Source organism: Burkholderia territorii (assembly GCF_902833055.1).
Classification (GTDB): Bacteria; Pseudomonadota; Gammaproteobacteria; order Burkholderiales; family Burkholderiaceae; genus Burkholderia; species Burkholderia territorii.
The window spans coordinates 45257-69192 of sequence record NZ_CADFEJ010000006.1 but is presented as its reverse complement, the minus strand read 5'-3'; the positions used below and the strand labels follow the sequence as shown (position 1 = coordinate 69192).

Below are 23936 nucleotides of genomic sequence, written 5' to 3'. Positions count from 1 at the left end.
CTAGATTAGGGCCGGGCCTCGGACCGAAGGGAGTGACAACTGTGTCGGGATTCGGATGGATTCGCTGATCACGGCGGCCGCGCGGGCGCTCGCGGCAGGCGACCCGCTCGGCGCGCTGAACCGCGTCGCGCTGCGCGACGACGCGCCGGCGCTCGCGTTGCGTGGCATCGCGATGGCGCAGCTCGGCGATTTCGAGCGCGCGCGGGCGCTCGTGCGCAGCGCGGCACGCGCGTTCGGCGCGAAGGAAGCCGTCGCGCGGGCCCGCTGCGTCGTCGCGGAAGCCGAAATCGCGCTCGCGTCTCGCGACCTCGGCTGGCCGTCGCGCGATCTCGAAGCCGCCTGCGCGACGCTCGATGCACACGGCGATCGCGCGAACGCCGCGCATGCACGCTATCTCGGCGTGCGCCGGCTGCTGCTGATCGGACACGTCGACGATGCGGAGCGGCAGCTCGCGAACCTCGATCCCGCGCCGCTGCCGGCGGCGTCGCGCGCGGCCCACGAACTGATCGCGGCCGGCATCGCGATGCGCCGCATCCGGCCGCACTTCGCGCGCGCGGCACTGGCCCGTGCCCGCGCGGCCGCCCGGGACGCCGGCATTGCCGCGCTGACGGCCGAAGTCGAGACGGCCGCGCGCATGCTCGATACGCCGGCCGCGCGACTCATCGCACGCGGCACGTCGCGGCTCGTGCTGCTCGACGAGGTCGAGGCGCTGCTGGCATCGAACGCGCTGGTCGTCGATGCATGTCGCCACACGGTACGCGACGCACGCACGACCGTGTCGCTCGCGCGCCGCCCGGTGCTGTTCGTGCTCGCCCGCGCGCTGGGCGAGGCGTGGCCCGGCGACGTATCGAGAAACGCGCTCGTCGCCGCGGCGTTTCGCGCGAGACACGCGGACGAATCGCATCGCGCGCGCCTGCGCGTCGAGATCGGCCGCTTGCGCGCGATGCTGCGCCCGCTCGCGAACGTCACCGCGACGCCACGCGGCTTCGCGCTCGAGCCGCTCGGCCTGCGCGAGACCGTCGTGCTCGCGCGTCCGCTCGACGATCGCCACGCGGCCGTGCTCGCACTGCTCGCGGACGGCGAGGCATGGTCGAGTTCCGCGCTGGCGCTCGCGCTCGGCGCGAGCCAGCGCACCGTGCAGCGGGCGCTCGACGCGCTCGCCGAAGCGGACAAGGTGCAGGCGCTCGGGCTCGGGCGCGCGCGCCGCTGGATGACGCCGCCGCTGCCCGGATTCGCGACGACCTTGTTACTCCCCGCGCCGCTGCCGGGCGATTAGGATGGGCACACCAACGACGAGGTGACGGACATGAAACGCTCCACCGCAGACATCATCCGCGAATACGGCCCGTTTCCGGGCGTCGACGGCGTGCACGGCGTCACGTTCGACGGGCAGCGCGTCTGGTTCGCGTCCGGCGACAAGCTGAACGCGCTCGACCCGGCACGCGGCACGACCGTGCGCGCCCTCGACGTCGCCGCGCACGCGGGCACCGCGTTCGACGGGCGTCATCTGTTCCAGATCGTCGAGGACCGCATCGAGAAGATCGATCCCGATTCGGGCCGCGTGCTCGCGACGATCCCCGCGCCTGGCGGCGGCGCGGATTCCGGGCTCGCGTGGGCCGAAGGCACGCTGTGGGTCGGCCAGTATCGCGAGCGCAAGATTCATCAGGTCGATCCGCAATCGGGCGCCGTGCTGCGCACGATCGAATCGAACCGCTTCGTCACCGGCGTGACCTGGGTCGACGGCGAGCTTTGGCACGGCACCTGGGAAGCGGACGAGAGCGCGCTGCGGCGGATCGACCCGCGCACGGGGCAGGTACTCGAACAGGTCGACATGCCGCCGGGTGTCGGCGTGTCGGGGCTGGAATCCGACGGTCGCGACCTGTTCTATTGCGGCGGCGGCAACAGCGGCAAGCTGCGCGCCGTGCGCCGCCCCGCGCGAACACGCGCGCAAGGCGACGGTGCGACGGCAACCGAGCCGGTCGAGCGCTGATCGCCGATCATCGACGGGCCGCCCGGCCCGCCGCGATCCGCGGCAAACACCGCGGCGAATCGCGATGCCCCGGCCTCGCGCCGCCGATCCCGAGCCGTGCCCGCGCTCGAGTGCAGGAATGAACAAGACGCTGTCGCGCCGCCGTCGTTAAGATGCGCGCTCGTCGGTCATTCGTTCGGAGCAGTCGATGCAGCGCGGTGTGGTGTATGGCGTCCTGGCGGGCGCGTTGTGGGGAATGGTCTTTCTGGTGCCGCGGCTGATGACCGACTTCTCGCCGCTGCTGCTGAGCGCGGGCCGCTACGCGATGTACGGCCTCGTGTCGCTGGCGGCGGCACTGCCGGCCGCCCGTTCGCTGCTCGCGCGGCTGACCCGCGAGGATCTCGTCGCGCTCGCGAAGCTCGCGCTGATCGGCAACGTCACGTACTACATGCTGCTGTCCGGCGCCGTGCACCTGATCGGCATCGCGCCCAGCTCGCTGATCGTCGGCGTGTTGCCCGTGACCGTCACGCTCGCCGGCCTCGGCGACCAGGGCGCGATGCCGCTGCGGCGCCTCGCCGCCCCGCTCGCGCTGGTGATCGCCGGCATCGCGTGCATCAACGTCGATCTCTTCACATCGGAAGCCGCGCATGCGACGACGCTCGGCCAGAAACTCGCCGGCATCGCGTGCGCGACCGGCGCGCTCGCGAGCTGGACCTGGTACGCGGTCGCGAATACGCGCTACCTGCAGCGCCACCATCATTTCGGCGGCAACGAATGGTCGGTGCTGTGGGGCGTCGTGACAGGCGTGATCGGCGGCCTCTGCTGGCTCGCGATCCTCGCGCTGCCGGCGGGCACGATCCAGGCGGCAACCCCGGCATCGCGCTGGCAACTGTTCTGGCTGCTGAATCTCGTGCTCGCGATCGGCGCGTCGTGGCTCGGCAACGGACTGTGGAACGCGGCGTCGAAGCGGCTGCCGCTGACGCTGTCCGGCCAGCTGATCGTGTTCGAGACCGTATTCGCGATGCTTTACGCGTTCATCTACGACCAGCGGATGCCGCGCGTACTCGAGATCGCGGCGCTCGCGCTGCTGCTGGCGGGCGTCTACGGGTCGGTGCGCCGGCACGGCGACACGCATGCGGGCGGCGACACACGCGGCCGCGCGAGCGCGAACATCACGGCCCACTGAGCGCGTGCGCGCCTGGTCTGACGAATCGGGACAAAAACAGAGGAAGCGATGCTGGCGCAACGCGTCAGCGCGCGTCCTTGTGCATCCACTTGCGGCCCTCGATGGAGCCCTCGCGGCGGGTCTTGTCGACGCGCCGCTGGCGCGCGAGCTTCGGATCGACGATCAACGGCCGGTAGATCTCGACACGATCATGATCGGCGAGCGGCGCATCGAGCGGCGTGAGCTTGCCGAACACGCCGGTCTTTGCGTGCGCGAGGTCGATTTCCGGGTGCAGCGCGAGCACGCCGCTCGCGTCGATCGCCGCGCGCACCGTCGCGCCTTCGGGCAGCGACACCGGAATCAGCGTCTGGCGATCCGGCAGCGCGTAACAGACTTCGATCGACAGCATCGCGTCACCCCTTCCCGTAGCGCTGGTCGGCGCGCTTGACGAACGAATCGACGAACGTATTCGCGATATGGCTGAACACGGGCCCGATGATCTTCTCGAGCAGGATGCTCGAGAACTCGTAGTGCAGCGCAAACTCGATCTTGCATGCATCGGAGCGCAGCGGGATGAAGCGCCACGAGCCGGTGAACTTCTTGAACGGGCCGTCGGCGAACTCCATGTCGATCCGCGTCGGGCGCTGCTGCGTGTTGCGCGTCGCGAAATGCTGCTTGATGCCCTTGAAGTTGATGTCGATGCGCGCTTCCATCCCGCTGTCGTCCTGACGGCGAATCTCGACGCCGCCGCACCAGGGCAGGAAATTGGGGTAATCGGCCACGTCGGTGACGAGGTCGAACATCTGTTCCGCCGAATGGCGGATCAATACGGTTTTCTGGACATCTGCCATAAATCGCGCGGCATCGCTCAAGGTGAGAACGCAAGCCGGGCGATTCCCGCCCCGCTTTGCTAAAATCGTGATTTTAAACGAGTTGGCCCGATCCTTTCATGAGCATCATCGACAACAGGAAAGCGCACTTCGATTATCACATCGAGGAACGCTACGAGGCGGGGCTCGTGCTGGAGGGCTGGGAAGTCAAGGCGCTGCGCGCCGGGCGCGGCCAGATCAAGGAAGGCTACGTCGTGGTGAAGAACGCCGAGATCTTCCTGATCGGCACCCACATCAGCCCGCTGCCCGAAGCCTCGACGCACATCAAGCCCGATCCGGTCCGCACGCGCAAGCTGCTGCTGCACCGCGACGAGATCAAGAAACTGATCGGCAAGGTCGAGCAGCGCGGCTACACGCTCGTGCCGCTGAACTTCCACTACAAGGGCGGTCGCGTGAAATGCGACATCGCGCTTGCGAAGGGCAAGAAGCTGCACGACAAGCGCGAAACCGAGAAGAAGCGCGACTGGGAGCGCGAAAAGGCCCGCATCATGCGAGCCGGCACCTGACGCGCAATACCCGGCACTCTAAACGACACGGCCCGCTCGAAGCGGGCCGTTTCTTTTTGTGTCGTGCGATGCGTGTGGGCGTCGGTCGCACCGCTGCCTGTCGCGCCGGATGAATTGCTGCGTCACGCGCTTGCCGCCGTGCAAGCGCTGCTGATGTGAACCTGCGCGACGATTCGTCGCACGCGGCGCACATCTTCAACACATGCGCGGCGCCACACCGCTGCGAGACCGGCCAGCGCTGCAACGCCCGGCACGCGGTCGACGCACGCGCGCTCAGCCCTTCGCGCCCGCGGCCGGCGCCGCGTTCTTGACGATCGTCAGCGCCGACGCGATCGCGGTGCCGAGATCGGACAGGTTCGCCGGCACGATCAACGTATTGCCCTGTTTCGCGAGGTTCGAGAACGCACCGACATACTGCTCTGCAACCTTCAGGTTCACGGCGTCCATCCCGCCCTGCGACTGGATCGCGTTCGCGATCTTCTGGATGGCCTGCGCGTTCGCCTCGGCCACCGCGAGAATCGCCGCCGCCTCGCCCTGCGCCTGATTGATCGCGGCCTGCCGCTCGCCTTCGGACTTCTGGATCGCCGCCTCGCGCGCCCCCGACGCGAGGTTGATCTGCTCCTGCTTGCGGCCTTCGGATGCGGCGATCAGCGCGCGCTTTTCCCGCTCGGCGGTAATCTGCGCCTGCATCGCGTGCAGGATTTCCTTCGGCGGCGTCAGGTCCTTGATCTCGTAACGCAGCACTTTCACGCCCCAGTTCGCGGCAGCCTGGTCGAGCGCCGACACGATGTTGTGGTTGATGAAGTCGCGCTCCTCGAAGGTCTTGTCGAGTTCGAGCTTGCCGACCACCGACCGTAGTGTGGTCTGCGCGAGTTGCGTGATCGCGAGCACGAAGTTGCTCGACCCGTACGAGGCCTTCATCGGATCGGTCACCTGGAAGTACAGCACGCCGTCGACCTGCAGTTGCGTGTTGTCGCGCGTGATGCAGACTTGGCTCGGCACGTCGAGCGGAATTTCCTTCAGCACGTGGCGGTAGGCGATCCGGTCGACGAACGGCAGCACGATATTGAGGCCGGGCGACAGCGTCGCGTGATAGCGCCCGAAGCGTTCGAGCACCCACGCATGCTGCTGCGGCACGATCTTCACCGTCTTCGACACGATCACGATGGCGATGACGAGCAGGACGACCCAGATGATCAGCGAATCCATGAAATGTTTCCTCCTTGTTGTATTGGCGGACGATCAGCCCGCGGGTTTCGCTACGACCACGAGACAGTTGCCGCGCACGGCGCGCACCTGATACACGCGCGCATCGTCGCGCTCGCCGTGCGCGAGTTCGACGTCCCAGTCGGCGCCGCGATATTGCACGCGCGCGCGGCCGTCATGCCACGCGTCGACCGTGACGGTCGAGCCGATATCGAGATTGACGTCCGGATTCGTCGACGTGTCGCGCTTCTGCTTGCGCCCGAGCCCCGACCGACGCAGCACGATCATCGCGATGATCGCGACCGCGGCGGCCACGCCGAACTGCACGTGCGGCGCGAAACCGGCCAGTTGCAGCAAGCCGCCGGCGAGAAAGCCGAGCGCGATCATCAGCAGGTAGAACGTGCCGGTCAGCAATTCGGCGACGACCAGCACGCCGACTCCGACCCACCAGAACAGATGCCCCGACATCATTGTGGTCTCCAGAAAAACGCTCCCGTACGCACACTATATTCTTCGCCGCCGCAAGCGGATGCGGCCGGCACGCCCGGGTACACCCGAAATTCGCCCGTTACGTACCGACAAACAAAAACACCCCGGTGCTTACCGGGGTGTTTATAACACGAACCTTGCATTTTGCCTTCAACACAAGCGCGGCGGAGCGCGCTTGTGCCGAGCGGACATTACCGACCGTTACTTCCGGTTGGCGAGCGCCTGCCACGTATCGATGATCGTGTCCGGGTTCAGCGAGATCGACACGATGCCTTCGTCGGTCAGCCATTGCGCGAAGTCCGGGTGATCGGACGGGCCCTGACCGCAGATACCGACGTACTTGCCCATCTTGCGGCAGGTATCGATTGCCCGCTTGAGCAGGAACTTGACGGCCGGGTCGCGTTCGTCGAAGTCGACGGCCAGCAGTTCCATGCCCGAGTCGCGGTCGAGGCCGAGCGTGAGCTGCGTGAGGTCGTTCGAACCGATCGAGAAACCGTCGAAGTGCTCGAGGAACTCTTCGGCGAGGATCGCGTTGGTCGGAACTTCACACATCATCACGAGGCGCAGGCCGTTCTCGCCGCGCTTCAGGCCGAACTTCTCGAGCAGGCCGACGACGCGCTCCGCCTGCTTCACGGTACGCACGAACGGCACCATGATCTCGACGTTGGTCAGGCCCATCTCGTCGCGCACGCGCTTCAGTGCACGGCATTCCATCTCGAACGCCTGCGCGAAGTCTTCTGCGATGTAGCGCGACGCGCCGCGGAAGCCCAGCATCGGGTTTTCCTCGTCCGGCTCGTAGCGCGAACCGCCGATCAGCTTCTTGTACTCGTTCGACTTGAAGTCGGACAGACGCACGATCACGGGCTTCGGATAGAACGCCGCCGCGATCGTCGCAACGCCTTCCGTCAGCTTGTCGACGTAGAACTGACGCGGCGACGCGTGACCGCGCGCGACGCTCTCGACCGCCTTCTTCAGGTCCTGGTCGATGTTCGGGTACTCGAGGATCGCCTTCGGGTGCACGCCGATGTTGTTGTTGATGATGAACTCGAGACGCGCGAGGCCGACACCGCCGTTCGGCAGTTGCGAGAAGTCGAACGCGAGCTGCGGGTTGCCGACGTTCATCATGATCTTGACCGGGATTTCCGGCAGATCGCCGCGCTGCACTTCCGTGACTTCCGTCTCGAGCAGCCCGTCGTAGATCTTGCCTTCGTCGCCTTCCGCGCACGACACCGTCACCAGCGCGCCGTCCTTCAGCACGTCGGTCGCATCGCCGCAGCCGACGACTGCCGGCACGCCGAGCTCACGCGCGATGATCGCCGCGTGGCAGGTCCGGCCGCCACGGTTCGTGACGATTGCCGCCGCACGCTTCATCACCGGCTCCCAGTTCGGGTCGGTCATGTCGGCCACCAGCACGTCGCCCGGCTGCACGCGTTCCATTTCCGACGGATCCTGGATCACGCGCACGGGGCCCGCACCGATCTTCTGGCCGATCGCACGGCCCGTCGCCAGCACCTGCGACTGCCCCTTCAGCTTGAAGCGCTGCTCGGCCTTGCCGCTCGCCTGGCTCTTTACCGTTTCAGGACGCGCCTGCAGGATGAAGATCTTGCCGTCGCGGCCGTCCTTGCCCCACTCGATGTCCATCGGACGCTGGTAGTGCTTCTCGATGATGACCGCGTACTTCGCCAGCTCGATCACGTCTTCGTCGGTGATCGAGTAGCGGTTGCGCTGCTCGTGCGGCACGTCGACCGTCTTCACGCGGCCCGGCTCGCCCGGCTGCGTGAATTCCATCTTGATCAGCTTCGAGCCGATCGAGCGGCGGATGATCGGATACTTGTCCTGCGCAAGCGTCGTCTTGAACACATAGAACTCGTCCGGGTTCACCGCGCCCTGCACGACGGTTTCGCCCAGGCCGTAGCTCGACGTGATGAACACGGCGTCCTTGAAGCCCGATTCGGTGTCGATCGTGAACATCACGCCGGCCGCGCCGACGTCCGAGCGGACCATGCGCTGCACGCCGGCCGACAGCGCGACTTCGGCGTGCGTGAAGCCCTTGTGCACGCGGTACGAGATCGCGCGGTCGTTGTACAGCGACGCGAACACGTGCTTCATGCGATCGAGCACGTCGTCGATGCCGACCACGTTCAGGTAAGACTCCTGCTGACCCGCGAACGACGCGTCGGGCAGGTCTTCCGCGGTCGCGGACGAACGCACGGCGAACGACAACTCGCTCGGCGAGCCGTTCTTCAGGGTTTCGAACTGTGCGCGGATTTCCTGCTCGAGGCGTGCCTGCAGCGGCGCCTCGACGATCCACTTGCGGATTTCGGCACCGGCTTCGGCGAGCGCCTTCACGTCGTCGATGTCGAGCGACTCGAGACGCTTGGCGATGCGATCGGTCAGATCGTTGTGCTTGAGGAAATCACGGAAGGCGAGCGCGGTCGTGGCGAAACCGGTGGGCACGCGAACGCCTGCTTCGGAAAGCTGGCTGATCATCTCGCCGAGCGACGCATTCTTGCCGCCCACGATCTCCACATCGGTCATCCGCAACTGCTCGAACGGGATTACATACGCCTGGTCCTTTGCGACGTTTGCTGCGTTAGTCATACAAGCCCCTAAGTGTGAAAAAAATGCTCGATTGCGCAAGTGGGCTCGGACGCGGGCGCTTGCAAAAAGGCGCGGCGCGTCTTGCGCAACCTGTTGGAGAAACAATCGCAGCGGCGGAAAATCTTCCGACCCGATTTGCAAAAATCCCGGCAGAAGGGCGATATATTCAGACGAATCGCCGAACTTGCCGGGAGTTTTCGATCAATCAGGGCAAGCCCGCGGTGCCGTTCGCACCGTGCCCCCGCAATTGCTTATCCAACAGGTTGCCGCTATTCTACCGTGCCGGATGCCGGATGTGGCGCGACCTTGTCACTGCGTCTGGAGGCGGACCTCCAGCCGCCCGCGCAACCGCCCTTCACGCTCGACACCCAGATTCATGCTGCCTACCGTTTTCATCGTCTCCGACGGCACCGGGATCACTGCCGAAACCTTCGCGCACTCGATCCTCTCGCAGTTCGACCAGAAATTCCGCCTCGTGCGCTTGCCATTCGTCGACTCGCTCGACAAGGCGTTTGCGACCGTCGAGAAGATCAACGAAGCCGCGGTGCACGACGGCCGGCGCGCGATCGTGTTCACGACGCTCGTCGACAGCGAGTCGAACGACATCGTCAAGCGCTCGAATGCGCTCGTGCTCGACATGTTCCAGCGCTTCGTCGAGCCGCTCGAGCAGGAACTGGAGCTGAAGTCGAGCCACGCGATGGGCCGCGGCCACCAGAACGCCGATACCGAGGAATACAAGACGCGGATCGAGGCGATCAACTTCTCGCTCGCGCACGACGACGGCCAGTCGAACCGCAACCTGTCGGAAGCCGACGTGATCCTGGTCGGCGTGTCGCGCAGCGGCAAGACGCCGACGAGCCTGTATCTCGCGATGCAGTACGGCGTGAAGGCCGCCAACTACCCGCTGATTCCGGAAGACTTCGAGCGCGGCAAGCTGCCGTCGGCGCTGTCGCCGCATCGCGACAAGCTGTTCGGGCTTTCAATCGACCCGCAGCGTCTGTCGGAGATCCGCAACGAGCGCCGCCCTGGCAGCAAGTACGCGGCCCCGGAGAACTGCCGCTACGAGATCAACGAGGCCGAGGCGATGATGCGTCGCGAAGGGATCAAGTGGCTGTCGTCGACGCACAAGTCGATCGAGGAGATCGCCACGACGATCCTGCAGGAAATCCGTCTCGACCGGCAGTCGTACTGACGGCCTGGCCGTCGGCCGCCGCCGGAAACGGAAAGGCCGCGTCGAACGCGGCCTTTCTTCATGGTGCGGGTTACGGCGCACGTGCAACGCGGTGCGTCACGCCGTCATGTCACGCGCGCCGCTGCTGCCGCACCTGCTCGAACAGGCACACCGCCGCCGCTGCCGCGACGTTCAGCGACTCCATGCCGCCCGGCTGCGGGATCGTCACGCGATGCGTGGCCGCGTCGCGCCAGAACGCCGACACGCCGGCGCCCTCGTTGCCGAACACCCATGCGACGGGCCCGGACAGGTCACAGTCGTAGACGGCCTGCGCGCCGTGCGAATCGGTCAGCGCGACCGGCACGTCGAGGCGCACGGCGAGCGCGTCGGGCTCGACGTCTTCGTGGATCGACAGCAGGAAATGCGCGCCCATCGCCGAACGCAGCACCTTCGACGACCACGCGTAGGCCGTGCCCGGCGCGCAGAAGACGTGCCGCACGCCAGCGGCCGCCGCGCTGCGCAGGATCGAGCCGACGTTGCCGGCGTCCTGCACGCCGTCGAGCACGACCGACGTGTGCGCGATGCGCTCCGGCAGCGGCTGCGCGGGCCGATCCACGAGCAACAGGAAGCCGACACCGCTGACCACGTTCGACAGTTGCCCGAACAGCGCATCGGGCAGCGTGACGACGCGCTGCGCATCGACGCGCGCGATGAGCGCCTGCGCTTCGTCGTGCGCGAGCGCGCCTTCGGTGGCGACGCACAGTTCGGGCACCGCGCCCGTGTCGAGATACGCGCCGGCGAGGTGGAAACCCTCGAGCAGTGCCTGGCCGCCGCGGCGCTGCTGGGACGTCGAACCCGCGAGCGCCTTCAGGCGCTTGTACAGCGGATTGTCGCGGGAAGTGATGCTTTTCATCGAATCAGGTCAAGTGCCGCACGCACCGGCGCGAACGAGCGCCGATGGGCTTCGCACGGGCCGTGCTCGCGCAGCGCGGCAAGGTGTTTCTCGGTGCCGTAGCCGGCATGCACGTTGAAGCCATATACGGGGAAGCGCTCGTGCAGCTCGACGAGCATGCGGTCGCGCGCGACCTTCGCGAGGATCGACGCGGCCGAGATGCTCGGCACGAGCGCGTCGCCGCTGACGATCGCCTCGGCACGCACCTTCAGCGTCGGGCAGCGATTGCCGTCGATCTGGGCGAGCGTCGGCAGCACCGACAGGCCTTCGACGGCCCGCTTCATCGCGAGCATCGTCGCGTGCAGGATATTGAGCGTATCGATCTCGTCGACGCTGGCCGAAGCGACGCAATATGCGCGCGAGCGCGCGACGATCAGGTCGTACAGCGCGTCGCGCTTTTTCGCGGACAACGCCTTCGAATCGTCGAGCCCGTCGATCGGCTGCGCGGGATCGAGGATCACCGCGGCGGCAACCACCGGCCCCGCGAGCGGGCCGCGGCCCGCTTCGTCGACGCCGCAGACGATCTCGTCGGGCCGGCTGAAGTCGAAGCCGCTTTGCACGTCGATCGACACGCGGCGGCGTGGTGCACGAACTGCCGTCATGCGCGCCCCTTGCGTTGCTCGAGGACCCGCACGACCGCCTCGGCCGCCTTCGCGGCCGTGTTCTGCCGCAGCGAAAGATGCATTTCGGTAAACACTTCCGTCAGCGTGCGGCGGTTCGCGTCGTCGCGCAGCTGCGTGAGCGTCGCATCGGCGAGCGCCTCGGGCGTCGCGAAATGCTGCAGCAGCTCGGGCACGACGAAGCGCCCCGCCAGGATGTTCGGCAAGCCGACGTACGGCAGATAGCCCTGACGGCGCATGATTTGCCCGGTCAGCCACGGCACCTTGTACGAAATCACCATCGGCTTCTTGAGCAACGCGGCTTCAAGCGTGACGGTGCCGCTCTTCACGAGGATCGCATCGGCAGCCGTCATCGCGACCTGCGAGCGGCCGTCGGTGATCGTCAGCGCGAGCTGCGGATGCGCGTCGACGAGCGGCTGCAGCAGTTCGCGCAGCGCCGGCGTCGCGGCCGGCATCACGAACCGCACGCCGGGCTCGCGCTGCTGCATCAGCGCCATCGCCGCGAAGAACGTCGGGCCGATCAGCGCGATCTCCGAGCGCCGGCTGCCCGGCAGCACGGCGATCACGGGGCCGTCCACGGGCAGGCCCAGTGCGATGCGCGCGCCGTGCGTGTCGGGCTCGAGCGGAATCTCGTCGGCCAGCGGGTGGCCGACATACGTCGACGCGACGCCCGCCTTGTCGAGGATCGCCGGTTCGAACGGGAACAGGCACAGCATGTGATCGACGGACTTCGCGATCTTCTTGATCCGCCCGCCGCGCCACGCCCAGATCGACGGACACACGAAGTGGATCGACGGGATGCCCGCGTCGCGCGCGGCCTGCTCCACGTTGAAGTTGAAGTCGGGTGCGTCGACGCCGATGAATGCGTCGGGCCGCTCCGCGAGCAGCTGGCGCTTCAACTCGCCGCGAATCCGCAGGATCTCGGGAATCTGGCCCAGCGCCTCGACGTAGCCGCGCACCGTCAGCTTGTCCATCTGCCAGTGCGAGTCGAAGCCGTGCGCGAGCATCCGCTGCCCGCCGATCCCGTAATAGTGAGTCGACGCGGGCAGCCGCTCGTGAAGCCCGCCGAGCAACGACGCCGCGAGCAGATCGCCCGACGGCTCGCCGGCCACCATCGCGAGCCGGAGCTGATTGGTCGGGAGCGACATCGCTTAGCGGATGATGCCGCGTTGGGACGCGTCGATGAACGCGACGAGCGCGGCGACCGCCGCGTCGCCATCGCCGCCCGCGGCCGCCAGCTCGCGCAACTGCACCTTCGCTTCCTCGAGCGACAGGCCGTTCTTGTACAGCAGGCGGTACGCGCTGCGCAGCGCCGAGATCGCGTCGGGCGAGAAACCCCGCCGGCGCAGCCCTTCGACGTTGATGCCGTGCGGCTCGGCCTTGTTGCCGGCCGCGATCACGAACGGCGGCACGTCCTGCACGAGCGCCGATGCGCCGCCCAGCATCGAATGCGCACCAATGCGCACGAACTGGTGCACGCCCGACATCCCGCCGACGATCGCAAAGTCGCCGATCTCGACGTGGCCGGCCATCTGCGCGTTGCTCGACAGAATCACGTTGTTGCCGACGCGGCAGTCATGACCGATGTGCACATAGGCCATGATCCAGTTGTCGTCGCCGAGCGTCGTCACGCCGGCGTCCTGGACGGTGCCGGTGTGGATCGTCGTGAATTCGCGGATCGTGTTGCGGTTGCCGATCACGAGCTTCGTCGGCTCGTCCTTGTACTTCATGTCCTGCGGACGACCGCCGACCGACGCGTAATGGCCGATGCGGTTGTCCTCGCCGAGCGTCGTGTGGCCTTCGATCACGCTGTGCGAGCCGATCGTCGTACGCGCGCCGATCGTGACGTGCGGCCCGACGATCGCGTACGGCCCGATCTCGACGGACTCGTCGATCTGCGCGCCCGGTTCGACGATCGCGGTAGGATGAATCCTGGTCATGCGCCGTTGCCTCTCGATATGATGTGTCGCGTTGCCCGCGTTACGTTACCCATGCGTGCCGCGTCGCTCAGGGCGCCGCGTCGGCCGTCTTGACCGTGCACATCAATTCGGCTTCCGCCGCCACCTTGCCGTCCACTTCCGCCACCGCCTTGAACTTCCAGATACCACGGATGTAGCGTTCGAACGTCACGTTCAGAATCAGCTGGTCGCCCGGTTCCACCACGCGCTTGAAGCGCGCGCCGTCGATGCCGACGAAGTAGTACAGCGTGTTTTCCGGATCCTTCGGCTGCTCTTCCGCGAACGTCAGCAGCGCGGCCGCCTGAGCGAGCGCCTCGAGGATCAGCACACCCGGCATCACCGGCCGCTTCGGGAAGTGCCCCTGGAAGAACGGCTCGTTGATCGACACGTTCTTCAGCGCTTTGATTCCCTTGTGCGGCTCGAGTTCGAGCACGCGATCGACGAGCAGAATCGGATAGCGATGCGGCAGCAGCGTGAGGATCTTGTGGATGTCGAGATTGATTTTTTCAGTGCTCATGATGGTTCGTCTCACGCAGAAGCTGCGCGGTGGTGATGCAAAGGCTGAAGCGGGCCGCCGCGCGGCCCTGTCTGGCAAACCGGGCCGGATGCGCTGGCCGTGCCCGGTTCGTGGTCTCGCATGGTGCGCTCAGGCGTGCGTGCCGCCCTGGGCGGCCAGTGCGGTTTCGAGCGCCTTGATGCGGTCGCGCAACTTGTCGAGGTTGCGCACGAGCGCGGCGCTCTTGTTCCATTCGCCGTGGTCGACGGCCGGGAATGCGCTCGTGTAGATGCCGGCCTTCGGCAGCGACTTCGACACGCCCGAATTCGCGGTGATGATGACATAGTCGCCGAGCGTCACGTGGCCGGCGATCCCGGCCGCGCCGCCGATCATGCAGTGGCGGCCGATCGTCGTGCTGCCCGCGATGCCCGCCTTGCCGGCGATCACCGTGTAGGCCCCGATCCGGCAGTTGTGGGCGATTTGCACCTGGTTGTCGATCTTCACGCATTCCTCGATGACGGTGTCCGCCATCGCGCCGCGGTCGATCGTCGTGTTCGCGCCGATCTCGACGTCCGGGCCGATCGATACGCCGCCGACCTGCGGGATCTTGACCCAGCTGCCGGTGCGCGCATCGCCGTCGCCGACGAAATCCGGCGCGAAGCCGAAACCGTCGGAGCCGATCACCGCACCCGAGTGGATGATTGCGCGCGGGCCGATCTTGCAGCCGTGGTACACCGATGCGTTCGGATAGATGTGAGAGCCCGCGCCGATCGTCGTGCCGCGCCCGACGAACACGTTCGCGTCGAGCTGCACGCCGTCCTCGATCACCGCGCCGGCCTCGACCGTCACGTGCGGACCGATCACCGCGCTCGCCGCGACCTGCGCGGCCCGGTCGATCGTCGCGCTCGGATGCACGCCGGCCGCGCGCGGCGGCATGGCGAGATCGATGAACATCTGCGCGACGCGTGCGAAGTACGCGTAAGGATTCGGCGTCACGATAAAGTTGCGGGGGCCGGCGGCCTCACCGAGCTTTTCGAGATCCTTCGGCGCGATCAGCACCGCGCCGGCACGGGTCGTCTCGACCTGCGACAGGTACTTCGGATTCGCGAGAAACGCGAGTTGCTGAGGGCCTGCCTGGTCGAGCGGCGCGAGGCCGCCCACCTTGCACTGGGCGTCGCCGACGATCTCGCCGCCGAACCGCGTTACGAGTGCCTCAAGCGTCAATGCCATTCGTCGTCTGCTCCGTTCAGTTCGTCGAGCCGGACGCGAGCGCCTTGAGCACCTTGTCGGTGATGTCGATGCGCGGGCTGACGTACACGGCTTCCTGCACGATCAGGTCGTAATTCTGCTGCTCGGCGATCTGCTTGATGACCTTGTTCGCGCGCTCCAGCACCGCCGCCAGCTCCTCGTTGCGGCGCTGGTTCAGGTCTTCGCGAAATTCGCGCTGCTTGCGCTGGAAGTCGGTATCGAGCTGCGCGAGATCGCGCTGCTTCTGCGCGCGATCGGCCGCCGACAGCGACGCACCGTTCTTGTCCAGCGAGTCGGACATCGACTTCAGACGCGCCGCGAGGTCCTGCAGATCCTTGTCGCGCTTCGCGAACTCGGCTTCGAGCTTCGTCTGCGCCGCCTTGGCGGGCGCCGACTCGCGCAGGATCCGATCCGAATTGACCGCCGCGATGCGGGCGACGTCCTGAGCATGCGCCGTCGCCGCGCCCAAGGCCAGCGCAACGGTCAGCGCACACATCACTCGTTTCGAAAACTTACCGGTTAGCAAAATTACCCTCTCGTTGCTGTTGTCATGCGTTCGATCAGAACGCCGTCCCGATCTGGAACTGGAATTTCTGGTACTGGTCGCCTTCATGCTTCTGCAGCGGGAAGCCGAGGCTCAGCTTCAGCGGGCCGATCGGCGAGATCCATGCGAGACCCACGCCGTAGCCGTAACGCAGGCCGTTCGCGCCGGTACTCGTGCCGCCCGGCGCGTTGCCCCACACGTTACCGCCGTCGAGGAACGTGAACACACGCAGCGTGCGGTCGTAACCGGTGCCCGGCAGCGGGAACGTCAGCTCGATGTTGCCGACCACCATCTTCGAACCGCCGATCGGGTCGTTCGTCTTCGTGTCGCGCGGGCCCAGCGAGCTCGGCTCGTAGCCACGCACGGAGCCGATACCGCCCGCGTAGTAGTTCTTGAAGATCGGGTACGGGTTGCCGATGCCGTTGCCGTAGCCGCCTTGCAGGTTCAGCCCCAGGATGAAGCCGCGCGAGAACGAATAGTAGTACTGCGCCTGCAGGTCGGCCTTGTAGTACTGGATCTTGCCGACCGGCACGCCGTATTCGACGTTCGCCTGCGTGAAGTAGCCGCGGCTCGGGATCAGCGCGCTGTCACGCGCGTCGCGCGACCACGCGACCGTCAGCGGCACCGTGTTCGACACGCGGCCGAATTCGTTGACATACGCCTTGTAGCTCGCCGGCGTGTTGTCGTCGGTATCGAGACGGTTCTGCTCGAAGCCCGCGCCGAAATAGACGGTGTCGACTTCCGAGAACGGAATGCCGAATTTCAGGTTGCCGCCCGCGCTGATGATCCGGAAGCTCGAGCTCGTCGAGTAGTAGAGCGGCTGGTACGTGCGGTAGTAGACGTCCGTGATCCGCTTGATGCCGTCGACCGTGAAGTACGGGTCGACCTGCGTGACCGTCAGCGTGCGGTAGCTCTTCGCGGTGTTGACGTTCACGGACAGGCTCGTGCCGGAGCCGAACACGTTGTCCTGCGACACGCCGGCCGACAGCACCACCTTGTCCGTCGACGAGAAGCCCGCGCCCAGCGTAATCGCGCCGGTCGGCTTTTCATCGACCTTCACGTTCACGTCGACCTGGTCGTTCGTGCCTTCGACGGGTACCGTCGTCACGTCGACGTTGGTGAAGTAGCCGAGACGGTTCACGCGGTCCTTCGACAGCGCGAGGCGGTTCGAATCGAACCACGAGCTTTCGAGCTGGCGCATTTCGCGGCGCACGACCTCGTCGCGCGTACGCGTGTTGCCGACCACGTTGATGCGGCGCACGTACACGCGGCGGCTCGGATCGACGACGAGATTCAGGTTCACCTTGTGGTTTGCCTGGTCGATGTCCGGCTGTGCATTGACGGTCGCGAACGCGTAGCCGTATTCACCGAGCTTGTCGACGATCGACTTCGTCGTCTGCTGCAGCTTTTCGGCCGAGAAGCGATCGCCCGGCTTGATCTTGATCAGCTTGTTCAGTTCGGCTTCGCGATCGAGCAGGTTGCCCGACAGCTTGATGCCCGACACCGTGTACGGCTCGCCTTCGTGCAGCGTGACCGTCAGGTACATGTCCTTCTTGTCGGGCGAGATCGACACCTGGGTCGACTCGATGTTGAACTCGAGATAGCCGCGGTTCAGGTAGTACGAGCGCACTGCCTCGAGGTCGCCGGTCAGCTTTTCCTTCGAGTAGAGGTCGTTCTTCGTGTACCAGGAGAACCAGTTCGGCGTCGACAGCTGCATTTCGTCGCGCAGCGTGCTGGTGCTGAACGCCTTGTTGCCGATGAAGTTGATCTGGCGGATCTTCGCGCTCGGGCCTTCGGCGACCGCGAACAGGATCGACACGCGGTTCGCGTCGACCGGCGTGATCGTCGTCTTGACCTCGGCCGCATAGAAGCCGCGCGTCAGGTACTGACGCTTGAGCTCCTGCTCCGCCTTGTCGACGAGCGCCTTGTCGTAGTAGCGGCCGTCGGCCAGACCTACCGCGCGCAGCGCCTTCGTCAGGTTGTCCTTGTCGAATTCCTTCGTGCCGGTGAAGTCGATCGACGCGATGGCCGGCCGCTCCTGCACCTGCACGATCACGACGTTGCCCTGGGTGGCAATGCGCACGTCGTTGAAGAAGCCCGTGGCGTACAGCGCACGAATTGCTTCGGATGCCTTGTCGTCGGTGAAGGTATCGCCCTGCTTGATCGGCAGGTAGGCGAACACCGAACCCGCTTCGACGCGCTGCAACCCCTCGATCTTGATGTCTTGCACCACGAACGGTGCCGCTGCATGCGCCGCGAGGCCGTGCGCGGCGAGCGCGGCCGCTGCAACTGTCTTAGGTACAAAGCGATGAGGTTTGAACAACGTGCATCCCCAATATTTAGCTGCATCAAATCAGGCGGCGGCCGACTGGCCGCCGCCTGACGCTTCAGAAATGGATTAACCGAGCCAGGTCGTTGAACAGCGCGATCGCCGACAACGCGACGATGCAGATCAACCCGGCTCTTTGCAGAATCAGCTGCCAACGCTCCGAGACGGCTTTCCCGGTCGCGGCTTCAACCAGATAATATAACAGATGCCCCCCGTCCAAAACGGGAATCGGCAGCAAGTTCAGCACCCCGAGGCTAATGCTGACAAGGGCGAGGAACGACAGGAAGGCCGACGGACCGAGCCGCGCGCTCTTGCCCGCGTAGTCGGCGATCGTCACCGGGCCGGACAGGTTCTTCAGCGATGCATTGCCCGTGATCATCCGGCCGAACATCTTCAGCGAATAAACGGCGATGTCCCACGTGCGATGCGCGCCGAGCCGCAGGCTCTCGATCGGCCCGTAGCGGACGTCGACCGACGGCGTGTGCATCGACAGCGCCGCGCCGATGCGGCCGATCTTTTGGCCGGTTTCATCGTCGCGCTGCGCCTGCGGCACGATCTGTACGGTTTGCGTCGCGCCGCCGCGCTCGACCTGCAACTCGACTGCCTGGCCGGCGTGATGCTTCACCGCATCGATGAAGCGCGATGCGCCGCCGATCGGCTTGCCGTCGAGCGCCAGCAGCTTGTCGCCGGCCTTCAGGCCCGCCTGCTCGGCCGCGCTGCCGGGCTGCACCGACGCCACCGACAGCGTGCCGCCGCCGGTCTCGAAGCCCAGGTGCATCATGAAATCGTCGTCGAGCTGGCTTTCGGGCACATTGCGCAGGTCGACGCGAAAATCGAACGTCGCCGCGCCGCCGTCGCGCGCGCCCAGCACGACCTCGCGATGATCGAACGCGGCGGACAGCAGCTTCCAGCGCAAGTCCGACCACGAGCGCACCGGCACGGCCTCGCCGCCTTGCGCGTCGCCTTCGCGCACGTCGCGGATCGAAACGATCGTCTCGTTGCCGTCGAACCCGGCACGAGCGGCCACCGTGCCCGCGGCCGGCGGTGCGAGCACCGCCGCGGGCTCGGTCACGCCGGTTGCGAATACCGCGGAAAACAGGACGATTGCCAACAGGAAGTTCGCGATCGGGCCGGCGGCGACGATCGCGATGCGCTTGAACACCGATTGCCGGTTGAATGCCTGATCGAGCTCCTCGGGCTTGATGGCCGGCCCCGGTTCACGCTCGTCGAGCATCTTCACGTAGCCGCCAAGCGGCAACGCGGAGAGCGTCCACTCGGTGCCCGTCCTGCGGCTGACCCACCGCGCGACGGGCTGGCCGAAGCCGATCGAGAAACGCAGCACCTTCACGCCGCACCAGCGCGCGACGCGATAATGTCCGTACTCATGCACGACGACCAGCACCCCGATCGCCACCGCAAACGCGATCAGTTCGACCAGCACGTTCATGAGCACCTCATTCAGACAGCGCGCTCCACGCGTGGCGCAGGCGCTTTCGCAATGATCTCGGCGGCGAGGCGGCGTGCCTCGGCGTCCGCCGCAAGGACGTCGTCGAGCCCGTTCGGGTTACGGTTCGGCAGTGCGTTGAGCACCGCATCGACCGTCGCCGCGATCGCCATGAAGCCGATCCGGCGCTCGAGAAACGCTTCGACCGCAATTTCGTTGGCCGCGTTCAACGCGGCGCTCGCGATACCGCCCTCCTCGAGCGCCTTCAGCGCGAGCGCGAGGCACGGGAAGCGCGTGTAGTCGGGCTTCTCGAACGACAGCTGCGCGATCTGCGCGAGGTCGAGCTGGTCGACCCCGGCGTCCACGCGCTCCGGGAACGCCAGCGCATGCGCGATCGGCGTGCGCATGTCGGGGTTGCCGAGCTGTGCGAGCACCGAGCCGTCGCGGTACGACACGAGCGAATGGATCACGCTCTGCGGGTGGATCAGCACGTCGATCCGCTCGCCCGGCAGGCCGAAGATCCAGTGCGCCTCGATCACTTCGAGGCCCTTGTTCATCATCGTCGCGGAATCGACGGAAATCTTGCGGCCCATCACCCAGTTCGGGTGCTTGCATGCTTCGTCCGGCGTCACGTCGACGAGCATGGCCGGCTCGCGCGTGCGGAACGGGCCGCCCGATGCGGTCAGGATGATCTTCGAGATCCCGCCGTGCTCGTTCTCGTCGCGCGGCATGCACTGGAAGATCGCGTTGTGTTCGCTGTCGACCGGCAGCAGGATCGCGCCATGGTCGCGCACGGCGTCCATGAAGATCGCGCCGGACATCACGAGCGATTCCTTGTTCGCGAGCAGGATGCGCTTGCCGGCGCGCGCGGCCGCGAGGCTCGGCGCGAGGCCGGCCGCGCCGACGATCGCGGCGACGACCGTATCGCAGCCGTCGCTCTTCGACACGTCGACGAGGGCCTGCGGCCCGTGCAGCACCGTGGTCTTGCTGCCCGCCGCCCGCAGTTTCGCCTCGACGTGCGCCGCGGTGTTCGCATCGCCGACCACCGCGATTTCGGGTGCGAAGCGCAGGCACTGCTCGACGAGCTTGTCGCCGTTGCGGTGCGCGGTCAACGCGTAGACGGAGAAACGCTCGGGATGGCGGGCGACCACGTCGAGCGTGCTGTCTCCGATCGAGCCCGTGGAACCGAGCAGTGTCAGACGTTTTTGCATAGCAGAAATAGTGGTTTAACCAAGCAGCAGCATTGCGAGCGGCAGCACGGGCAGCAGCGCGTCGACGCGGTCGAGCACGCCGCCGTGACCGGGCAACAGGCCGCTCGAATCCTTCACGCCCGCCTGACGCTTGAGCAGCGACTCGAACAGGTCGCCGATCACGCTGTAGACGACCAGCAGCGTCAGCGCGGCCCACGCACCGGGCATCCCGTAGCGTGCGGCGAATGCGGAAAACAGGGTCGGTTCTAACCAGTGCGCGGCCATCGCGACACTCGCGACGACCATCACGGCGAGCCAGCCGCCGATCGCACCTTCCCAGCTCTTGCCGGGGCTGATCGTGACGGCCAGTTTACGCTTTCCGAAGGCCTTGCCGGCGAAGTATGCGCCGATATCGGCCAGCCATACGACCAGAAGCAGCGACAGCACGAACGGAACGCCCTGCGCACGCGCTGCGACGACCGCGTGCCAGCAGGCCGCGAACACCACGAGCCCGGCTGCGAGCAGGAACGGCCGCCATACGCGGCCCGCGAGCTCGGGCTTGCGCCGCAGCGAGAACGGGCCGACCAGCAGCCAGAACACGCCGGCCGCCATGAAAAGGGGACGGGACGAGGCCGCCTCGACGCCGAGCGGCGCGGTCGCCGCGAGCGCCAGTGCCGCGACGATCGCGTAGACGATCGAACCGGTCGCGCCGAGCTTGAGCAGGCGCGCCCACTCCCACGCGGCGAACACGAGCACGACGCCGATCAGCGCGCCGAACGCCGCGAGCGGCGCGAACAGCGTCACCGGCAGCAACACTGCCAGCATCACGACCGCCGTGATCACACGGGTCTTCAGCATGAAAGGGAATCGGCGTTCTGCGATTGCGGTTCGAGCTGCGCGCTGGTGCGCCCGAAACGGCGCTCGCGCTCGGTATACGACGCGATCGCGTCGGCCAGCGCCGCGCCGTCGAAGTCCGGCCAGTATTTGTCGGTGAAATAGAATTCGGCGTATGCGAGCTGCCACAGCAGGAAATTGCTGACACGCTGCTCGCCGCCGGTGCGGATGAAGAGATCGGGCTCCGGCGCATAGGCCATCGCCAGGTGCGGCGCGAACGCGTCTTCGGTCACGTCGACCTCGCGGCCCTCGCGCGCGGCCTGCTCGACGAGCTTCTTCGTCGCCTGCAGGATGTCCCAGCGGCCGCCGTAGTTTGCGGCGATCGTCAGGGTGAGACGGGTATTGCGCGCCGTCTTGGTTTCGGCGCGCCGGATCAGTTCGCGGATGCGCGGCTCGAAGCGCTCGAGATCGCCCACCACCCGCAGGCGGATCCCGTTTGCATGCAGCTTGCCGATCTCGCGCTCGAGCGCGGTAATGAACAGCCGCATCAGGAACGACACTTCGTCGCTCGGCCGGCGCCAGTTTTCCGAACTGAACGCGAACAGCGTCAGGTATTCGACGCCGGCGCGCGCGCAGCCTTCGACCACCGCCCGCACGGCATCCACGCCGCGGGTGTGCCCCGCGACGCGCGGCAAGCGGCGTTCGGTCGCCCAACGGCCGTTGCCGTCCATGATGATCGCGATATGACGCGGCACGGCGCCGACGTCAGGCACGCGAACGGTAGAGCTGGTATAGGTCATGGCCGTTGAGACAGTAATGCGGGAAGAAGGCGGCGCGCGAGGACGGTCGTCAGACCGTCATGATCTCGGCTTCCTTGGTCTGCACGAGCTTGTCGACTTCGGCAACGTGCTTGTCGGTCAGCTTCTGCACGTCGTCGCTCGCACGGCGCTCGTCGTCTTCCGAGATTTCCTTGTCCTTCACGAGCTTCTTCAGCGCTTCGTTCGCGTCGCGGCGCAGGTTGCGGATCGCGACCTTGGCCGTTTCGCCTTCGCTCTTGACCACCTTGGTCAGCTCGCGGCGGCGTTCTTCCGTCAGCGCGGGCATCGGCACGCGGATCAGGTCGCCCGCGGTTGCCGGGTTCAGGCCGAGGTCGGCTTCGCGAATGGCCTTCTCGACCTTCGCGACCATGTTCTTTTCCCACGGCTGCACGCCGATCGTGCGTGCGTCGACGAGCGTCAGGTTCGCAACCTGCGAGATCGGCACCATCGAACCGTAGTAGTCGACCTGCACGTGATCGAGCAGACCGGTATGCGCACGGCCCGTACGGATCTTCGCCAGATCGTTCTTGAACGCTTCGATCGAGCGTTGCATCTTCTGCTCTACGCCCTTCTTGACATCAGCGACACTCATTTCAACCTCCAAACCTTCCAACCTTCAAAGAACGCGGGCCCCGCCCGGCGCGCCACGCACCGCGGCCGGCGACCCACGCCGCTTGCCCGCATCCGCGGGAGTTTACACGTGGACGAGCGTACCTTCGTCCTCGCCCAGCACGATACGCTTGAGCGCGCCCGGCTTGTTGATCGAGAACACGCGAATCGGCAGCTTCTGGTCGCGGCACAGCGCAAAGGCGGTGGCGTCCATCACCTGCAGATTGCGGCTGATCGCCTCGTCGAAGCTGATCGTCGTGTAGCGCGTGGCCGACGGATCCTTCTTCGGATCGGCAGAATATACGCCATCGACCTTGGTCGCCTTCAGCACGACCTCGGCGCCCACTTCCGAACCGCGCAGCGCGGCGGCCGTGTCCGTCGTGAAGAACGGGTTGCCCGTGCCGGCCGCGAAGATCACGACCTTGCCTTCCTCGAGCTGGCGGATCGCGCGAGGCCGGATGTACGGCTCCACGACCTGGTCCATGCGCAGCGCGGACTGCACGCGCGCGACGATGCCGGCGTGGCGCATCGCGTCCTGCAGCGCCAGCGCGTTCATCATCGTCGCCAGCATCCCCATGTAGTCGGCCGTCGCGCGGTCCATGCCGGCCGCGCCGCCCGCGACACCGCGGAAAATGTTACCGCCGCCGATCACGACGGCGAGTTGCGTACCGAGACCCACGACTTCGGCGATATCCGCCACCATCCGCTCGATCGTCGCGCGATTGATGCCGAAGGCATCGTCGCCCATCAGCGCTTCGCCGGAGAGTTTGAGGAGGACGCGTTTATAGGCATTGGACATAGGGGCTTCCGAGCGACGAGAGGATGACAACCACGAACTGTAGGGGCGAAATACTGATTCGGGCAAGCGCCGACGACCGGACCGGGTTTCCCGGCCGG

General features: G+C 66.4%; 24 protein-coding genes. 5 read left to right on the top strand and 19 right to left on the bottom strand.

All coding sequences use genetic code 11. The features are described 5' to 3' along the window. Nucleotides 1-55: 55 nt before the first annotated feature. The 3 genes from HW466_RS14000 (at nucleotide 56) to HW466_RS13990 (ending at nucleotide 3155) form a co-directional block, all read left to right on the top strand. Nucleotides 56-1276, top strand: coding sequence for a helix-turn-helix domain-containing protein (locus HW466_RS14000; protein ID WP_174905919.1), 1221 nt, complete (start codon nucleotides 56-58; stop codon nucleotides 1274-1276). Nucleotides 1277-1306: 30 nt separating this feature from the next. Beyond that, nucleotides 1307-1990 (top strand): Vgb family protein, encoded by a 684-nt coding sequence (locus tag HW466_RS13995; protein WP_151007321.1) that lies wholly within the window; start codon nucleotides 1307-1309, stop codon nucleotides 1988-1990. 187 nt (nucleotides 1991-2177) lie between these two features. Further along, entirely contained in the window at nucleotides 2178-3155 is a 978-nt protein-coding gene (locus HW466_RS13990; protein WP_151003803.1) for a DMT family transporter, read from the top strand. Between the two features lie 64 nt (nucleotides 3156-3219). Here the strand turns inward: HW466_RS13990 and HW466_RS13985 are convergent, their stop codons facing one another. Both HW466_RS13985 and HW466_RS13980 read right to left on the bottom strand, forming a co-directional pair. Further along, nucleotides 3220-3543 carry an RnfH family protein gene (locus HW466_RS13985; protein ID WP_151003805.1) on the bottom strand — a complete coding sequence of 108 codons (324 nt, stop codon included), beginning with the start codon at nucleotides 3541-3543 and terminating at the stop codon, nucleotides 3220-3222. Between the two features lie 4 nt (nucleotides 3544-3547). After that, a complete protein-coding gene (locus HW466_RS13980; protein ID WP_059450007.1) occupies nucleotides 3548-3985 on the bottom strand; it encodes a type II toxin-antitoxin system RatA family toxin in 438 nt (145 codons plus the stop codon). A gap of 98 nt (nucleotides 3986-4083) precedes the next feature. On the opposite strand from HW466_RS13980, the gene smpB reads away from it, so the two are divergent. After that, nucleotides 4084-4530, top strand: coding sequence for an SsrA-binding protein SmpB (gene smpB / locus HW466_RS13975; protein ID WP_050012888.1), 447 nt, complete (start codon nucleotides 4084-4086; stop codon nucleotides 4528-4530). A gap of 273 nt (nucleotides 4531-4803) precedes the next feature. Here the strand turns inward: smpB and HW466_RS13970 are convergent, their stop codons facing one another. The 3 genes from HW466_RS13970 to ppsA form a co-directional block, all read right to left on the bottom strand. Beyond that, on the bottom strand, nucleotides 4804-5739 hold the full coding sequence (locus HW466_RS13970) for an SPFH domain-containing protein (RefSeq protein ID WP_059450008.1): 936 nt from the start codon (nucleotides 5737-5739) through the stop codon (nucleotides 4804-4806). A gap of 33 nt (nucleotides 5740-5772) precedes the next feature. Next, nucleotides 5773-6207 carry an NfeD family protein gene (locus HW466_RS13965; RefSeq protein ID WP_059450009.1) on the bottom strand — a complete coding sequence of 145 codons (435 nt, stop codon included), beginning with the start codon at nucleotides 6205-6207 and terminating at the stop codon, nucleotides 5773-5775. Between the two features lie 219 nt (nucleotides 6208-6426). Next, nucleotides 6427-8826, bottom strand: a complete 2400-nt coding sequence (gene ppsA / locus HW466_RS13960) for a phosphoenolpyruvate synthase (RefSeq protein WP_059450010.1) — start codon at nucleotides 8824-8826, stop codon at nucleotides 6427-6429. A 376-nt stretch (nucleotides 8827-9202) separates the two neighbouring features. On the opposite strand from ppsA, the gene ppsR reads away from it, so the two are divergent. Continuing rightward, nucleotides 9203-10018: a posphoenolpyruvate synthetase regulatory kinase/phosphorylase PpsR gene (ppsR, locus tag HW466_RS13955; RefSeq protein ID WP_059450011.1), complete on the top strand. Its 816-nt coding sequence runs from the start codon at nucleotides 9203-9205 to the stop codon at nucleotides 10016-10018. A 109-nt stretch (nucleotides 10019-10127) separates the two neighbouring features. On the opposite strand, the gene HW466_RS13950 is transcribed toward ppsR, so the two are convergent. The 14 genes from HW466_RS13950 to pyrH form a co-directional block, all read right to left on the bottom strand. Further along, nucleotides 10128-10910, bottom strand: a complete 783-nt coding sequence (locus HW466_RS13950) for a TrmH family RNA methyltransferase (protein ID WP_151003807.1) — start codon at nucleotides 10908-10910, stop codon at nucleotides 10128-10130. Then, entirely contained in the window at nucleotides 10907-11551 is a 645-nt protein-coding gene (rnhB, locus tag HW466_RS13945; protein WP_059547267.1) for a ribonuclease HII, read from the bottom strand. The genes HW466_RS13950 and rnhB overlap by 4 nt, the downstream gene beginning before the upstream one ends. Then, nucleotides 11548-12717 (bottom strand): lipid-A-disaccharide synthase, encoded by a 1170-nt coding sequence (lpxB, locus tag HW466_RS13940; RefSeq protein ID WP_059547264.1) that lies wholly within the window; start codon nucleotides 12715-12717, stop codon nucleotides 11548-11550. Before lpxB ends, rnhB begins: the two co-directional genes overlap by 4 nt. Nucleotides 12718-12720: 3 nt before the next feature. Continuing rightward, entirely contained in the window at nucleotides 12721-13509 is a 789-nt protein-coding gene (gene lpxA, locus HW466_RS13935) for an acyl-ACP--UDP-N-acetylglucosamine O-acyltransferase (RefSeq protein WP_059450015.1), read from the bottom strand. A 67-nt stretch (nucleotides 13510-13576) separates the two neighbouring features. After that, nucleotides 13577-14044 (bottom strand): 3-hydroxyacyl-ACP dehydratase FabZ, encoded by a 468-nt coding sequence (fabZ, locus tag HW466_RS13930; protein ID WP_006495559.1) that lies wholly within the window; start codon nucleotides 14042-14044, stop codon nucleotides 13577-13579. Nucleotides 14045-14173: 129 nt separating this feature from the next. Then, nucleotides 14174-15253: a UDP-3-O-(3-hydroxymyristoyl)glucosamine N-acyltransferase gene (lpxD, locus tag HW466_RS13925; protein WP_059450016.1), complete on the bottom strand. Its 1080-nt coding sequence runs from the start codon at nucleotides 15251-15253 to the stop codon at nucleotides 14174-14176. Between the two features lie 16 nt (nucleotides 15254-15269). Further along, the gene (locus HW466_RS13920) at nucleotides 15270-15767 is read right to left on the bottom strand and encodes an OmpH/Skp family outer membrane protein (RefSeq protein ID WP_040144479.1); all 498 of its coding nucleotides are present in this window, start codon (nucleotides 15765-15767) and stop codon (nucleotides 15270-15272) included. A 64-nt stretch (nucleotides 15768-15831) separates the two neighbouring features. Beyond that, nucleotides 15832-18138: an outer membrane protein assembly factor BamA gene (gene bamA, locus HW466_RS13915; protein ID WP_059450017.1), complete on the bottom strand. Its 2307-nt coding sequence runs from the start codon at nucleotides 18136-18138 to the stop codon at nucleotides 15832-15834. A 64-nt stretch (nucleotides 18139-18202) separates the two neighbouring features. Beyond that, on the bottom strand, nucleotides 18203-19591 hold the full coding sequence (rseP, locus tag HW466_RS13910) for an RIP metalloprotease RseP (protein WP_151003809.1): 1389 nt from the start codon (nucleotides 19589-19591) through the stop codon (nucleotides 18203-18205). Nucleotides 19592-19602: 11 nt separating this feature from the next. After that, a complete protein-coding gene (locus tag HW466_RS13905; protein WP_151003811.1) occupies nucleotides 19603-20799 on the bottom strand; it encodes a 1-deoxy-D-xylulose-5-phosphate reductoisomerase in 1197 nt (398 codons plus the stop codon). A gap of 15 nt (nucleotides 20800-20814) precedes the next feature. Beyond that, nucleotides 20815-21636: a phosphatidate cytidylyltransferase gene (locus HW466_RS13900; RefSeq protein ID WP_151003813.1), complete on the bottom strand. Its 822-nt coding sequence runs from the start codon at nucleotides 21634-21636 to the stop codon at nucleotides 20815-20817. Beyond that, nucleotides 21630-22412, bottom strand: a complete 783-nt coding sequence (uppS, locus tag HW466_RS13895; RefSeq protein ID WP_059450021.1) for a polyprenyl diphosphate synthase — start codon at nucleotides 22410-22412, stop codon at nucleotides 21630-21632. The genes HW466_RS13900 and uppS overlap by 7 nt, the downstream gene beginning before the upstream one ends. A gap of 49 nt (nucleotides 22413-22461) precedes the next feature. Then, the gene (gene frr / locus HW466_RS13890) at nucleotides 22462-23022 is read right to left on the bottom strand and encodes a ribosome recycling factor (RefSeq protein WP_006483822.1); all 561 of its coding nucleotides are present in this window, start codon (nucleotides 23020-23022) and stop codon (nucleotides 22462-22464) included. Between the two features lie 102 nt (nucleotides 23023-23124). After that, nucleotides 23125-23838, bottom strand: coding sequence for a UMP kinase (gene pyrH / locus HW466_RS13885; protein ID WP_011885142.1), 714 nt, complete (start codon nucleotides 23836-23838; stop codon nucleotides 23125-23127). Nucleotides 23839-23936 lie beyond the last annotated feature (98 nt).

Bases quoted from the DNA above. Each gene is read 5' to 3' on its own strand.
- rnhB (WP_059547267.1), bottom strand. From the start codon at position 11,551: ATGACGGCAGTTCGTGCACCACGCCGCCGCGTGTCGATCGACGTGCAA.
- HW466_RS13990 (WP_151003803.1), top strand. From the start codon at position 2,178: ATGCAGCGCGGTGTGGTGTATGGCGTCCTGGCGGGCGCGTTGTGGGGA.
- HW466_RS13985 (WP_151003805.1), bottom strand. From the start codon at position 3,543: ATGCTGTCGATCGAAGTCTGTTACGCGCTGCCGGATCGCCAGACGCTG.
- lpxA (WP_059450015.1), bottom strand. From the start codon at position 13,509: ATGACCAGGATTCATCCTACCGCGATCGTCGAACCGGGCGCGCAGATC.
- lpxB (WP_059547264.1), bottom strand. From the start codon at position 12,717: ATGTCGCTCCCGACCAATCAGCTCCGGCTCGCGATGGTGGCCGGCGAG.
- HW466_RS13900 (WP_151003813.1), bottom strand. From the start codon at position 21,636: ATGCTGAAGACCCGTGTGATCACGGCGGTCGTGATGCTGGCAGTGTTG.
- HW466_RS13970 (WP_059450008.1), bottom strand. From the start codon at position 5,739: ATGGATTCGCTGATCATCTGGGTCGTCCTGCTCGTCATCGCCATCGTG.
- HW466_RS13995 (WP_151007321.1), top strand. From the start codon at position 1,307: ATGAAACGCTCCACCGCAGACATCATCCGCGAATACGGCCCGTTTCCG.
- lpxD (WP_059450016.1), bottom strand. From the start codon at position 15,253: ATGGCATTGACGCTTGAGGCACTCGTAACGCGGTTCGGCGGCGAGATC.
- ppsA (WP_059450010.1), bottom strand. From the start codon at position 8,826: ATGACTAACGCAGCAAACGTCGCAAAGGACCAGGCGTATGTAATCCCG.
- rseP (WP_151003809.1), bottom strand. From the start codon at position 19,591: ATGAACGTGCTGGTCGAACTGATCGCGTTTGCGGTGGCGATCGGGGTG.
- HW466_RS13905 (WP_151003811.1), bottom strand. From the start codon at position 20,799: ATGCAAAAACGTCTGACACTGCTCGGTTCCACGGGCTCGATCGGAGAC.
- HW466_RS14000 (WP_174905919.1), top strand. From the start codon at position 56: ATGGATTCGCTGATCACGGCGGCCGCGCGGGCGCTCGCGGCAGGCGAC.
- frr (WP_006483822.1), bottom strand. From the start codon at position 23,022: ATGAGTGTCGCTGATGTCAAGAAGGGCGTAGAGCAGAAGATGCAACGC.
- HW466_RS13980 (WP_059450007.1), bottom strand. From the start codon at position 3,985: ATGGCAGATGTCCAGAAAACCGTATTGATCCGCCATTCGGCGGAACAG.
- HW466_RS13950 (WP_151003807.1), bottom strand. From the start codon at position 10,910: ATGAAAAGCATCACTTCCCGCGACAATCCGCTGTACAAGCGCCTGAAG.
- HW466_RS13920 (WP_040144479.1), bottom strand. From the start codon at position 15,767: ATGTGTGCGCTGACCGTTGCGCTGGCCTTGGGCGCGGCGACGGCGCAT.
- ppsR (WP_059450011.1), top strand. From the start codon at position 9,203: ATGCTGCCTACCGTTTTCATCGTCTCCGACGGCACCGGGATCACTGCC.
- smpB (WP_050012888.1), top strand. From the start codon at position 4,084: ATGAGCATCATCGACAACAGGAAAGCGCACTTCGATTATCACATCGAG.
- uppS (WP_059450021.1), bottom strand. From the start codon at position 22,412: ATGACCTATACCAGCTCTACCGTTCGCGTGCCTGACGTCGGCGCCGTG.
- HW466_RS13965 (WP_059450009.1), bottom strand. From the start codon at position 6,207: ATGATGTCGGGGCATCTGTTCTGGTGGGTCGGAGTCGGCGTGCTGGTC.
- fabZ (WP_006495559.1), bottom strand. From the start codon at position 14,044: ATGAGCACTGAAAAAATCAATCTCGACATCCACAAGATCCTCACGCTG.
- pyrH (WP_011885142.1), bottom strand. From the start codon at position 23,838: ATGTCCAATGCCTATAAACGCGTCCTCCTCAAACTCTCCGGCGAAGCG.